The organism is Escherichia sp. WS1118 (assembly GCF_046487695.1).
Classification (GTDB): Bacteria; Pseudomonadota; Gammaproteobacteria; order Enterobacterales; family Enterobacteriaceae; genus Escherichia; species Escherichia coli.
This window is the reverse complement of record NZ_JBJQIZ010000004.1, coordinates 210,724-223,329: the sequence shown is the minus strand read 5'-3', so window position 1 is coordinate 223,329 and position 12,606 is coordinate 210,724. Positions and strand designations below refer to the sequence as shown.

At 50.7% G+C, this 12,606-nt stretch carries 11 protein-coding genes; 10 read left to right on the top strand and 1 reads right to left on the bottom strand.

The window, feature by feature from the left end; all coding sequences use genetic code 11:
- The first annotated feature begins 7 nt into the window (after positions 1 to 7).
- The 3 genes from pth (at position 8) to ACJHYO_RS09390 (ending at position 2,168) form a co-directional block, all read left to right on the top strand.
- Positions 8 to 592 (top strand): aminoacyl-tRNA hydrolase, encoded by a 585-nt coding sequence (pth, locus tag ACJHYO_RS09400; protein WP_000152933.1) that lies wholly within the window; start codon positions 8 to 10, stop codon positions 590 to 592.
- A 116-nt stretch (positions 593 to 708) separates the two neighbouring features.
- Positions 709 to 1,800, top strand: coding sequence for a redox-regulated ATPase YchF (ychF, locus tag ACJHYO_RS09395; protein WP_000505872.1), 1,092 nt, complete (start codon positions 709 to 711; stop codon positions 1,798 to 1,800).
- Between the two features lie 191 nt (positions 1,801 to 1,991).
- Positions 1,992 to 2,168, top strand: coding sequence for a hypothetical protein (locus ACJHYO_RS09390; protein ID WP_001311636.1), 177 nt, complete (start codon positions 1,992 to 1,994; stop codon positions 2,166 to 2,168).
- A gap of 36 nt (positions 2,169 to 2,204) precedes the next feature.
- Here ACJHYO_RS09390 and dhaR read toward each other — a convergent pair whose 3' ends face one another.
- Complete coding sequence (gene dhaR / locus ACJHYO_RS09385) at positions 2,205 to 4,133, bottom strand: dihydroxyacetone kinase operon transcriptional regulator DhaR (RefSeq protein WP_170988245.1); 1,929 nt, start codon at positions 4,131 to 4,133, stop codon at positions 2,205 to 2,207.
- A 218-nt stretch (positions 4,134 to 4,351) separates the two neighbouring features.
- On the opposite strand from dhaR, the gene dhaK reads away from it, so the two are divergent.
- The 7 genes from dhaK (at position 4,352) to ACJHYO_RS09350 (ending at position 12,605) form a co-directional block, all read left to right on the top strand.
- Positions 4,352 to 5,422 carry a dihydroxyacetone kinase subunit DhaK gene (gene dhaK, locus ACJHYO_RS09380; protein ID WP_000733694.1) on the top strand — a complete coding sequence of 357 codons (1,071 nt, stop codon included), beginning with the start codon at positions 4,352 to 4,354 and terminating at the stop codon, positions 5,420 to 5,422.
- A 10-nt stretch (positions 5,423 to 5,432) separates the two neighbouring features.
- Positions 5,433 to 6,065 carry a dihydroxyacetone kinase subunit DhaL gene (dhaL, locus tag ACJHYO_RS09375; RefSeq protein WP_085455321.1) on the top strand — a complete coding sequence of 211 codons (633 nt, stop codon included), beginning with the start codon at positions 5,433 to 5,435 and terminating at the stop codon, positions 6,063 to 6,065.
- A 10-nt stretch (positions 6,066 to 6,075) separates the two neighbouring features.
- The gene (gene dhaM / locus ACJHYO_RS09370) at positions 6,076 to 7,494 is read left to right on the top strand and encodes a dihydroxyacetone kinase phosphoryl donor subunit DhaM (RefSeq protein ID WP_001313765.1); all 1,419 of its coding nucleotides are present in this window, start codon (positions 6,076 to 6,078) and stop codon (positions 7,492 to 7,494) included.
- Between the two features lie 319 nt (positions 7,495 to 7,813).
- Positions 7,814 to 9,511 carry an alpha,alpha-trehalase gene (gene treA / locus ACJHYO_RS09365; RefSeq protein WP_000841743.1) on the top strand — a complete coding sequence of 566 codons (1,698 nt, stop codon included), beginning with the start codon at positions 7,814 to 7,816 and terminating at the stop codon, positions 9,509 to 9,511.
- Positions 9,512 to 9,847: 336 nt separating this feature from the next.
- Positions 9,848 to 10,870: an iron ABC transporter substrate-binding protein gene (locus ACJHYO_RS09360; protein ID WP_000060136.1), complete on the top strand. Its 1,023-nt coding sequence runs from the start codon at positions 9,848 to 9,850 to the stop codon at positions 10,868 to 10,870.
- Positions 10,870 to 11,850 (top strand): FecCD family ABC transporter permease, encoded by a 981-nt coding sequence (locus ACJHYO_RS09355; RefSeq protein ID WP_001261262.1) that lies wholly within the window; start codon positions 10,870 to 10,872, stop codon positions 11,848 to 11,850. Before ACJHYO_RS09360 ends, ACJHYO_RS09355 begins: the two co-directional genes overlap by 1 nt.
- Positions 11,847 to 12,605: an ABC transporter ATP-binding protein gene (locus ACJHYO_RS09350; RefSeq protein WP_000173308.1), complete on the top strand. Its 759-nt coding sequence runs from the start codon at positions 11,847 to 11,849 to the stop codon at positions 12,603 to 12,605. Before ACJHYO_RS09355 ends, ACJHYO_RS09350 begins: the two co-directional genes overlap by 4 nt.
- The last annotated feature ends 1 nt before the right edge of the window (position 12,606 follow it).

Here is a 12,606-nt window from a genome sequence, read left to right as displayed (position 1 = left end):
AAAAAACGTGACGATTAAATTGATTGTCGGCCTGGCGAACCCCGGTGCTGAATACGCCGCAACGCGACATAATGCTGGTGCCTGGTTCGTTGACTTACTGGCAGAGCGATTGCGCGCTCCGCTGCGCGAAGAGGCTAAATTCTTTGGTTATACTTCGCGAGTCACCCTTGGAGGCGAAGATGTCCGCCTGTTAGTCCCGACTACATTTATGAATCTCAGCGGCAAAGCCGTTGCGGCGATGGCCAGTTTTTTCCGCATTAATCCGGACGAAATTCTGGTGGCCCACGACGAACTGGATCTGCCTCCTGGCGTCGCCAAATTTAAGTTGGGTGGCGGTCATGGTGGTCACAATGGACTGAAAGACATCATCAGTAAATTGGGTAATAACCCTAACTTTCACCGTTTACGCATCGGAATCGGTCATCCGGGCGATAAAAATAAAGTTGTCGGTTTTGTGTTAGGCAAACCGCCTGTTAGTGAACAGAAGTTAATTGATGAAGCCATCGACGAAGCGGCGCGTTGTACTGAAATGTGGTTTACAGATGGCTTGACCAAAGCAACGAACCGATTGCACGCCTTTAAAGCGCAATAAGTCGTTGTCTGCGGCATTTTTGCCGAGTGCCGTGTATAATAGGCAAAGTTATTTCCATTTCTGCAATCTGTTAGCAATAACAGGTTGATTATTAAGATATTAAGGTGATTTAAATCATGGGATTCAAATGCGGTATCGTCGGTTTGCCCAACGTCGGGAAATCTACCCTGTTCAACGCGCTGACCAAAGCCGGTATTGAAGCGGCCAACTTTCCATTCTGCACCATCGAGCCGAACACGGGCGTCGTACCAATGCCTGACCCTCGCCTGGATCAACTGGCTGAAATCGTAAAACCGCAGCGTACACTTCCCACGACCATGGAATTTGTCGATATCGCCGGTCTGGTAAAAGGCGCATCGAAAGGCGAAGGTCTGGGTAACCAGTTCCTGACCAACATCCGTGAAACCGAAGCGATCGGTCACGTTGTTCGCTGCTTTGAAAATGACAACATCATTCACGTTTCCGGCAAAGTTAACCCGGCGGATGATATTGAAGTTATCAACACCGAACTGGCGCTGGCGGATCTCGACACCTGTGAACGTGCGATTCATCGCGTACAGAAGAAAGCCAAAGGTGGCGATAAAGACGCGAAAGCCGAGCTGGCGGTACTGGAAAAATGCCTGCCCCAGCTGGAAAACGCAGGTATGCTGCGTGCGCTGGATTTAAGCGCTGAAGAGAAAGCGGCTGTTCGTTACCTGAGCTTCCTGACGCTAAAACCAACAATGTACATCGCCAACGTCAACGAAGACGGTTTTGAAAACAACCCGTATCTTGACCAGGTGCGTGAAATCGCAGCGAAAGAAGGTTCTGTTGTAGTTCCGGTTTGTGCTGCTGTTGAAGCAGACATTGCCGAACTGGACGACGAAGAGCGTGACGAGTTTATGCAGGAGCTTGGGCTGGAAGAGCCGGGCCTGAACCGTGTGATCCGTGCCGGTTATAAGCTGCTGAACCTGCAAACTTACTTCACCGCTGGGGTGAAAGAAGTGCGTGCATGGACCATTCCGGTTGGTGCAACCGCGCCGCAGGCAGCGGGCAAAATCCATACTGATTTTGAAAAAGGCTTTATCCGTGCACAAACCATCTCGTTTGAAGATTTCATCACTTACAAAGGTGAACAAGGCGCGAAAGAAGCAGGCAAAATGCGTGCAGAAGGCAAAGATTACATCGTTAAAGATGGCGATGTGATGAACTTCCTGTTCAACGTCTAATTCCGCTAATACTACCCTGGCGGTTAATAACGAGCCATTATGTGAGTTGCACGTAATGGCTTTTTTACGCCTGCTACGCGTCTTCTTTCAATTCTGAGTTACCAAAACTCATAATCAGACTCCTGACAATATTAACAATGCAGCTTTTATGTGATAACAATCACAGTGCATTAACCGTTCAAGAGTTTGTCATGAAAAAAACATTTACCTTCAGCCTGTTAGCAATTGTCTTTGCAAGCCTGTTGAGTGCTTGTGTTCCCCACCATCATCACCGCCACAGCGATGGCCCTCGTGGTCCTGCGCCCTCAGGTAAGCCAATGCCACCTTCAAATGGTGGACCAAATCACGGCAGTCATGGTCGCTATTAATTAGCAATTCATAGCGGGAAAGTACATACTCTCCCGCTATCCACGGCGCTTAAACTGCCCTGCATCAATGCCATGTTGCTTCATTTTCCGCCACAGCGTAGTGCGGCCGATCCCAAGTAAAGCCGACATTTCCTGAATGCGACCGCCTGTGACCTGGGCTGCGTTAATAATTGCCTCTTTTTCAACTTCCGCAAATGACAGACTGGTGGAAAGGCGGGTGGCGCTGACATCATCTGTCGCCTGCTCGGTAAACAGATGTTCCGGCAAATCACTGACGCGAATGCGCCCATTATCACTACTCAGAGCAAGATTCTCGATGACGCTGTAAAGTTCAAAATCGTTGCCAGGCCATGCACAGGAAACCAGGCGAGCGAGGGCATCGTCATCAATTTTCAGCCGCGTAGAGAAGCGTTTTTCAAGGCTGCGTAATTTGTTATTCACCAGCGCCGGAATGCTGCCACGCCGCATACGCAGTGGCGGGATGGTAATTTCAAATGCATGCAGCGCGTAATACAGCTGGCGACTAAAACGATTTTGTTCCACCAGCATTGCGAGGTCCGCGGTCGTTGTGGCAATCACTTTGACATCAATGGGTATTAAACGCCGCGCATCCAGTCGCGTGATAACCCCCTGCTTGATAACCTGAAGCAAGGCAGACTGTAACTCCACCGCCAGATATTCAATCTTTTCAAGAAACAGCGTGCCGCCGTGCGCCAGTTCCAGCCGACTCAGACGGCCATTTTCACTATCCGTGCGATCGCCACCAATAAATTCTTCCGCCAGCGCCGCATCACCATATAACTCACAATTGACGGCGATATAAGGCCCCGCTGCACGCTCGCTTTCATTATGAATTGCCTGACTTAGCAGTGCCTTGCCCACGCCCTCTTCTCCACAAAGCAGGACAGGAAAGCTACTGCGTGCCGCCTGGCGACCAAAATGAATCAAGCGGCGGGTTTGCGGATCGTCCTGTGGCATATGAGCGAAGGTATGGCTGACTTTTCCTAATTGACTGGTCATTAACTGCCGCATCTGTTCCACAGGATGGAGCAATAAAATAAAGCTGGTTCCCTGCGTTTCTATTATCGGTTTAAGGGTTATCACCGCATCAATAAACTGATGCTGACTTTCAAAGGTGGCTTCTACGTGTTTGAGCGGATGTGACTGTTTTATTGCTTGTTGCAATACGGCGGGTAACGTTAAGAGTTCAGTGATCGCCCTTCCCTGACTTGCCGTCGCGTCAAGGCGCAAGACCCGCGCCGCCTGGGCATTGATAAATTGCAAATTACCCTGCTCGTCCCAGCTAATCACGCCATCATCCATACTTTCTAACAGGGCATTAAGTTGATTTAAATGGCGGTTAGTTTCAGCGAGCAAACTGTCCGTCAGCAGTAAATTTCCGACCTCGCGTGCGATTGCCAACGTCAACGGCAAATCAGCTGCGGTAGTTTGCTCAACCGGACACGCCAGCGCTATTGTTCCCGTCAATCGGCCCTTGCTGTCAAACAACGGCGTTGCACAAAAGGCCCAGTTCCAGAGTGCCTGTTTGAAATGTTGATCGGCCATCGTTTTCACGGCCTGACCAGAGATAGCCGCTAATGATAGCGCACAAGTACCAATAATTCCCTCGGCGCAATACGTGCCGTCATTGAATCCCAGTGCACTTAGCTGCTGCAAGGTTTGCGGATCGCCATTACGGCTGAGAATGCAGGCGGTTTCATCGAGGATAAGCAGCGCACACGCTCGCGGTGCCATGTATTCCCAGGCATCTTCCAGCGCAGCCTGCCCGAGCGTCAGCATCGCTTTCTTACGCCGATAAATAGAAGCAAATGTCACGCCCTGGGCCTGGTGTGGTACGTTCCATGTCTCCCGTTTCATCAGCTTAATGCATCGCTCCCAGGAGGTTGCAATTAAGGGAGATATGTCCCGACCATCGTTGTTAAAAGCGCCACTCATATCCCGCATCCCTTATGACAAAAGGTGTTCCGGCTCGCAATTTTAAGTATTAATACACGTAAAAGTTTCAATATGGAACATTCATTAAAGAATATGTTTCACTATGAAACATAATTTGGGCTAATTTTCTTTTCCCTTGCCTGATGCACAATGGATTCATCGGCAGTCAGTGGTCGCCGTGTCGTTGAACATCATCCATGCCCTACCGTAATTGCTGGAGCAAAATAATGAAAAAATTGATCAATGATGTGCAAGACGTACTGGACGAACAACTGGCAGGACTGGCGAAGGCGCATCCATCGCTGACACTGCATCAGGATCCGGTGTATGTCACCCGAGCTGATGCCCCCGTTGCAGGGAAAGTCGCCCTGCTGTCGGGTGGCGGCAGCGGACACGAGCCGATGCACTGTGGCTATATCGGTCAGGGGATGCTTTCTGGGGCCTGTCCGGGCGAAATTTTCACCTCACCGACGCCCGATAAAATCTTTGAATGCGCCATGCAAATTGATGGCGGCGAAGGTGTACTGTTGATTATCAAAAATTACACCGGCGATATTCTTAACTTCGAAACAGCAACCGAGTTACTGCACGATAGCGGCGTAAAAGTGACCACTGTGGTCATTGATGACGACGTTGCAGTAAAAGACAGTCTTTATACCGCCGGGCGGCGCGGCGTTGCCAACACCGTATTAATTGAAAAACTCGTAGGTGCAGCGGCAGAGCGTGGCGACTCACTGGACGCCTGTGCGGAACTGGGGCGTAAGTTGAATAATCAAGGCCATTCAATAGGTATCGCTCTCGGTGCCTGTACCGTTCCTGCCGCGGGCAAACCTTCTTTTACCCTGGCGGATAATGAGATGGAGTTTGGCGTCGGCATTCATGGTGAGCCAGGTATTGACCGCCGCCCCTTCTCTTCCCTTGATCAAACCGTCGATGAAATGTTCGACACCCTGCTGGAAAATGGCTCATACCATCGCACTTTGCGTTTCTGGGATTATCAACAGGGCAGCTGGCAGGAAGAACCACAAACCAAACAACCGCTCCAGTCTGGCGATCGGGTGATTGCGCTGGTTAACAATCTTGGCGCAACTCCGCTTTCTGAGCTGTACGGCGTCTATAACCGCCTGACCACACGTTGCCAGCAAGCGGGATTGACTATCGAGCGTAATTTAATTGGCGCGTACTGCACCTCACTGGATATGACCGGTTTCTCAATCACCTTACTGAAAGTTGATGACGAAACGCTGGCACTCTGGGACGCCCCGGTCCACACCCCGGCCCTTAACTGGGGTAAATAAGGAGAAAGCAATGTCACTGAGCAGAACTCAAATTGTTAACTGGCTCACTCGTTGTGGCGATATTTTCAGCACCAAGAGCGAGTATCTTACTGGACTGGATCGCGAGATTGGCGACGCTGACCACGGGCTAAATATGAATCGAGGCTTTAGCAAAGTGGTGGAAAAACTCCCTGCTATCGCAGATAAAGATATCGGTTTCATTCTCAAGAATACCGGCATGACGCTACTTTCCAGCGTCGGAGGTGCCAGTGGTCCGCTGTTCGGTACCTTCTTTATCCGCGCCGCACAGACAACCCAGGCACGGCAAAGCCTGACGCTGGAAGAGCTTTATCAGATGTTCCGCGATGGCGCGGACGGCGTAATCAGTCGCGGGAAAGCCGAACCTGGCGATAAAACCATGTGTGATGTGTGGGTGCCGGTGGTGGAATCGTTACGTCAGTCCTGCGAGCAAAATCTCCCTGTTCCGGCGGCGCTCGACGCTGCCAGTAGCATCGCCGAATCCGCTGCACAAAGTACGATTACGATGCAAGCCCGCAAAGGCCGCGCCAGTTATCTCGGTGAACGCAGTATTGGTCACCAGGATCCCGGCGCGACCTCGGTGATGTTTATGATGCAAATGTTGGCGTTAGCCGCAAAAGAGTAAGGAATTGGTGATGGTAAACCTGGTCATAGTTTCACATAGCAGCCGACTGGGAGAAGGTGTCGGTGAATTAGCCCGTCAGATGTTAATGAGTGATAATTGTAAAATCGCCATTGCCGCGGGAATTGACGATCCACAAAATCCCATTGGTACCGATGCCGTCAAAGTGATGGAGGCCATCGAATCTGTTGCCGATGCCGACCATGTGCTGGTCATGATGGATATGGGTAGCGCATTATTGAGTGCTGAAACTGCGCTGGAATTGCTGGCTCCCGAGATCGCCGCAAAAGTACGTTTGTGTGCTGCGCCGTTGGTCGAAGGTACACTGGCAGCAACGGTCAGCGCGGCCTCGGGAGCGGATATCGACAAAGTTATCTTTGACGCCATGCATGCGCTGGAAGCCAAACGTGAACAACTGGGTTTACCGTCCTCCGACACTGAAATCTCTGACACATGTCCTCCGTACGATGAAGAAGCCCGTTCTCTGTCGGTGGTCATAAAAAACCGTAACGGCCTGCATGTACGTCCGGCCTCCCGGCTGGTTTATACCTTATCGACATTTAATGCCGATATGTTGCTGGAGAAAAACGGCAAATGCGTTACACCGGAGAGTATTAACCAGATTGCGTTACTACAAGTTCGCTATAACGATACGCTGCGCCTGATTGCGAAAGGACCAGAAGCTGAAGAGGCACTGATCGCTTTCCGTCAGCTGGCTGAAGATAACTTTGGTGAAACGGAGGAAGTTGCTCCACCTACTCTGCGTCCCGTTCCGCCTGTTTCGGGTAAAGCCTTTTATTATCAACCTGTTTTATGTACGGTACAGGCAAAATCAACCCTGACCGTGGAAGAAGAACAAGAACGATTACGCCAGGCCATTGACTTCACGTTATTAGATCTGATGACGTTAACAGCGAAAGCAGAAACCAGTGGGCTTGACGATATTGCCGCAATCTTTTCTGGTCACCATACACTGTTAGATGATCCGGAACTGCAGGCGGCGGCAAGCGAACTCCTTCAGCATGAACATTGCACGGCGGAATATGCCTGGCAGCAAGTTCTTAAAGAACTTAGCCAGCAATACCAACAGCTGGATGATGAATATCTACAGGCTCGCTATATCGATGTGGACGATCTTCTGCATCGCACCCTGGTCCACCTGACCCAAACGAAAGAAGAACTCCCGCAGTTTAACTCGCCAACTATTCTACTGGCGGAGAACATTTATCCCTCCACAGTACTGCAACTGGATCCAGCGGTTGTAAAAGGTATCTGCCTTAGCGCCGGAAGTCCGCTATCCCACAGTGCCCTAATCGCCCGTGAACTGGGAATTGGCTGGATTTGCCAGCAGGGTGAGAAACTGTATGCGATACAACCAGAAGAAACGCTAACGCTGGACGTTAAAACGCAACGTTTCAACCATCAGGGTTAAACCACCGTTCGGATGGCATCATTCTGATGTCATCCGGCAATTTACTCTGCACTGATGTTTTTTAACTACCTGTTATATTTTTCACCAAATTATGATGATTTTTCTTCGCTAATCGCGAACCCAACGTCGCTGGCTGACTAATAAACAGATGTTATTTTATCACTCTATTTCGCCGTTATTTATCCCTTTAACTCCCTTTTCTAAAATGTCTGTCAGTTCGCAGAATGTGATTTCGATCATGCAGCTAGTGCGATCCTGAACTAAGGTTTTCTGATACTTGAATACCGTTTTATTAGGTTTCGCCAAAGGAGAATGATTGATGAAATCCCCCGCACCTTCTCGCCCGCAAAAAATGGCGTTAATTCCAGCCTGCATCTTTTTGTGTTTCGCTGCGCTATCGGTGCAGGCAGAAGAAACATCGGTAACACCACAACCGCCTGATATTTTATTAGGGCCGCTGTTTAATGATGTGCAAAACGCCAAACTTTTTCCGGACCAAAAAACCTTTGCCGATGCCGTGCCGAACAGCGATCCGCTGATGATCCTTGCTGATTATCGGATGCAGCAAAACCAGAGCGGATTTGATCTACGCCATTTCGTTAACGTCAATTTCACCCTGCCGAAAGAGGGCGAGAAATATGTTCCGCCAGAGGGGCAATCACTGCGCGAACATATTGACGGACTTTGGCCGGTATTAACGCGTTCTACCGAAAACACCGAAAAATGGGATTCTCTATTACCGCTGCCAAAACCTTATGTCGTGCCAGGCGGACGTTTTCGCGAGGTATATTACTGGGACAGTTACTTCACCATGTTAGGACTTGCCGAAAGCGGTCACTGGGATAAAGTCGCGGATATGGTGGCCAATTTTGCTCATGAAATAGACACTTACGGTCATATTCCCAACGGCAACCGCAGTTACTATTTAAGCCGCTCGCAGCCGCCCTTCTTTGCCCTGATGGTAGAGTTACTGGCGCAGCATGAAGGCGACGCCGCGTTGAAACAATACCTGCCGCAAATGCAAAAAGAATATGCTTACTGGATGGACGGTGTTGAAAACCTGCAAGCCGGACAACAGGAAAAACGCGTTGTAAAACTTCAGGATGGTACCCTTCTCAACCGCTACTGGGACGATCGCGATACGCCACGACCAGAGTCATGGGTGGAAGATATTGCCACTGCCAAAAGCAATCCGAATCGACCTGCCACTGAAATTTACCGCGACCTGCGCTCTGCCGCTGCGTCTGGCTGGGATTTCAGCTCGCGCTGGATGGACAATCCGCAGCAGTTAAACACCTTACGCACCACCAGCATCGTACCGGTCGATCTGAACAGCTTGATGTTCAAAATGGAAAAAATCCTCGCCCGCGCCAGCAAAGCTGCCGGAGATAACGCGATGGCAAACCAGTACGAAACGCTGGCAAATGCCCGTCAAAAAGGGATCGAAAAATACCTGTGGAACGATCAACAAGGCTGGTATGCCGATTACGACCTGAAAAGTCATAAAGTGCGCAATCAGTTAACCGCGGCCGCCCTGTTCCCGCTGTACGTCAATGCGGCAGCGAAAGATCGCGCCAGCAAAATGGCGACGGCGACGAAAACACATCTGCTGCAACCCGGCGGCCTGAACACCACGTCGGTGAAAAGTGGGCAACAATGGGATGCGCCAAACGGCTGGGCACCGTTGCAGTGGGTCGCGACAGAAGGATTACAAAACTACGGGCAAAAAGAGGTAGCGATGGACATTAGCTGGCACTTCCTGACCAATGTTCAGCACACCTATGACCGGGAGAAAAAGCTGGTGGAAAAATATGATGTCAGCACCACCGGAACAGGGGGCGGCGGTGGCGAATATCCATTACAGGATGGCTTTGGCTGGACCAATGGCGTGACGCTGAAAATGCTGGATTTGATCTGCCCGAAAGAGCAACCGTGTGACAATGTTCCGGCGACGCGTCCACTCAGTGAATCAACAACACAGCCGCTAAAACAAAAAGAGGCGGAACCTACGCCTTAACTTTACTGTATATCGAGCAATGCCATTACGTGCATAAAATTGGCATTGCTCTTTCTTCATCACGAAATACCAAATACCACTCTTTCTACGGTCTATGCCTTTATTTTCTTTTATTAGAGAAGATTTTAATTTTATTTTATCAACTTGTTAATCATTACACCTCTATTTATATTTTCCCCCACTCCCCATTCTCCCTGACAATTTTCTTGTGGAACAAAGTGTTATTTAAGAAACAAGCAAATCATTCTGTCTCTTTAGACAAATTTTGACATCAAACATGATCTTTTTCGCTATATGTGTAAGTATATAGCGGTTTTAATTATCAGGATATTACTTATGTCACTAACCAGACGGAGGTTTACACAGATTCTTGCGTCGACATTGTTCCTGCATCATCTGCCGTCCTTTGCACAATCAGTCAAATTCTGGGCCTCACTGACGCTTCCCGAAGCCCAAAACATTACACGCATCGTCAGCGCAGGCGCGCCCGCCGATTTACTATTGCTGGCTGTCGCGCCAGAAAAAATGGTCGGTTTTTCCTCTTTTGATTTTGCCCGTCAGGCATTAATTCCATTGCCAGAGCACATTCGCCAGTTCCCCAGGCTGGGACGACTCGCCGGGCGCGCCAGCACACTCTCGCTGGAAGGGCTTATGGCGTTACATCCCGATTTGGTCGTTGATTGCGGCAATACGGATGAAACCTGGATCTCCCAGGCACGGCAGGTTAGCGAACAGACACAAATACCCTGGTTATTGCTTAACGGGAAACTGGAACAATCAGCAGAACAGTTAACAACGCTTGGCAAAACGTTAGGCGAAGAGCACCGCGCCGCAGAACAAGCCAATCTCGCCAGCCGCTTCGTTGGTGAAGCTCAGGCATTCGCCACCTCACCCGCCGCTAACCTCAGCTTTTATGCTGCGCGCGGTCCTCGAGGGCTGGAAACGGGCTTACAGGGTTCGTTGCATACCGAGGCGGCGGAATTATTAGGTTTGCATAACGTCGCGCAAATAGCCGATCGCCACGGTCTGACACAGGTTTCCATGGAAAATCTCCTGCGCTGGCAGCCGGATATTATTCTGGTTCAGGAGGCCGTTACTGCAGATTTTATTCGTCGTGATCCTCTCTGGCAGGGCGTGAAAGCGGTTGCGGAACAACGCATCTTATTTTTAAGTGGCCTGCCCTTTGGCTGGCTGGATGCCCCGCCGGGAATCAACCGTCTTCTGGGATTACGCAGACTTCACGCCTGGCTGGATCCCGCCATCAATCGCCAGTTTAAAAGTGACATGCAGCATTATGCCCAACTGTTCTGGCATTGTTCACTCAGTGACGCCGACTATCAAAAATTGGTGGCGAGCTAATGAGAACCGTAAACGGATGTATTTTGCTGCTGGCAGCTATCAGTATCACTTTTGCCGCCGTAAGTGGGGCTTATCATCTCGATATGCAGCAACTGCTGGCGCTCATTCTTCGTCAAGAAAATGTTCCTGTGCAAGAACAAATTGTCTTCTGGCAAATCCGCGTGCCGCGTATTCTTGCTGCGCTGTTTCTGGGCGCGGCGCTGGCAGGGGCCGGAACCACCTATCAGGGAATGTTCCGTAATCCCTTAGTGTCACCGGATATTTTAGGCGTCTCCGCCGGTGCCGGACTTGGTGCCTGCGCGGCAATCCTGTGGGGATTATCCATTGTTTACATCCAGCTGTACGCATTTTGCGGCGGGCTGATGGTGGTCGCGGGCGTCTGGTTGATTACGCGTCGGGTGACCCGCCACGATCCGATCTTAACCCTGGTGCTGGTAGGCATTGCGTTAGGAACGTTGTGCGGAGCGGGGATATCGCTAATAAAAACGCTGGCCGATCCTTACACCCAGTTACCGTCAATTACCTTCTGGTTGCTGGGGGGGCTGTCCACCGTGACCTTACGCGATCTCTGCTATGCTGCACCGATCATTCTCATAGGCTCCTTGCCCCTGTTTTTTCTCCGCTGGCGCATGAATTTACTCACGCTTTCCGACGACGAAGCCCGTTCGCTGGGACTGAACGTGACACGTCTGCGCTTTGGATTAATTTTCTGCGCCACACTCATCACCGCCAGCACGGTAGCAATAGCGGGCATAATTGGTTGGGTCGGCCTGGTCGTTCCGCACATTGCCCGCTTGTTGACCGGTCATAACCATCAGCAGCTGTTGCCCATGGCAATGTGTACTGGCGCGATTCTGCTCCTGCTTACCGATACGCTGGCACGCAGCATTGGAACAACAGAAATCCCACTTGGCATTCTGACCGCTTTTGTTGGTGCACCGTTTTTCCTGTTTTTGTTGTTACGCGGAGGTCGCCAGTGACTTTGCTTGCCGTCCGTCATGCGTCTCTGGGTTACTCCCGCCATCCGGTGCTACGCGACGTGTCCTTCACCCTGTCGCAAGGAACAATTTGTTGTCTGTTAGGAGCCAATGGTTGCGGCAAAACCACACTCATGCGCTCCATTCTTGGCGTTATACCGTTATTAAAAGGCGAGATCTTACTGGATAGCCTCCCTGTGCAGACACTCAGCCATCGCCAGCGCGCGCAGGCTATTGCCTGGGTGCCGCAGGCGCACGACGGCATTTTTGCTTTTAGTGTGCTGGATATGGTGTTGATGGGCCTGGCCCCCACCATAGGCGCTTTTTCCGTTCCCGGTAAGCAAGAACGCCTGAAAGCAACGGAGCAACTGGAAAAGCTGGGCATTTTGCATCTGGCGGCACGACGCTGGAATACGCTTAGCGGCGGTGAACGTCAGCTGGCTTTAATCGCCCGTGCACTCGTCCAGCAACCGCGCTTGTTATTACTGGATGAGCCTGCCTCCAGCCTCGATTTCGGTCATCAGATCCAACTTCTGGACACGCTGGCGCAGCTCAAAAATAACGGCATGACAATGTTAATGTCGACTCATCATCCGCTCCATGCCAACGCCATTGCCGACAGCATTATCCAGGTAGAGCCAGATGGACGAGTAACACAAGGCTTACCGACCGAACAGTTAACAACGAAAAAACTGGCTGCCCTGTACCGGGTTTCTGCCGACCAGATTCACCATCACCTCTCTGCAATTAAGCACTAAG

What these genes read in the sequence shown, in the direction of transcription:
- ychF (WP_000505872.1), top strand. Translation starts at nt 709, where the DNA reads ATGGGATTCAAATGCGGTATCGTCGGTTTGCCCAACGTCGGGAAATCT.
- dhaK (WP_000733694.1), top strand. Translation starts at nt 4,352, where the DNA reads ATGAAAAAATTGATCAATGATGTGCAAGACGTACTGGACGAACAACTG.
- ACJHYO_RS09360 (WP_000060136.1), top strand. Translation starts at nt 9,848, where the DNA reads ATGTCACTAACCAGACGGAGGTTTACACAGATTCTTGCGTCGACATTG.
- ACJHYO_RS09390 (WP_001311636.1), top strand. Translation starts at nt 1,992, where the DNA reads ATGAAAAAAACATTTACCTTCAGCCTGTTAGCAATTGTCTTTGCAAGC.
- dhaR (WP_170988245.1), bottom strand. Translation starts at nt 4,133, where the DNA reads ATGCGGGATATGAGTGGCGCTTTTAACAACGATGGTCGGGACATATCT.
- treA (WP_000841743.1), top strand. Translation starts at nt 7,814, where the DNA reads ATGAAATCCCCCGCACCTTCTCGCCCGCAAAAAATGGCGTTAATTCCA.
- dhaM (WP_001313765.1), top strand. Translation starts at nt 6,076, where the DNA reads ATGGTAAACCTGGTCATAGTTTCACATAGCAGCCGACTGGGAGAAGGT.
- ACJHYO_RS09355 (WP_001261262.1), top strand. Translation starts at nt 10,870, where the DNA reads ATGAGAACCGTAAACGGATGTATTTTGCTGCTGGCAGCTATCAGTATC.
- dhaL (WP_085455321.1), top strand. Translation starts at nt 5,433, where the DNA reads ATGTCACTGAGCAGAACTCAAATTGTTAACTGGCTCACTCGTTGTGGC.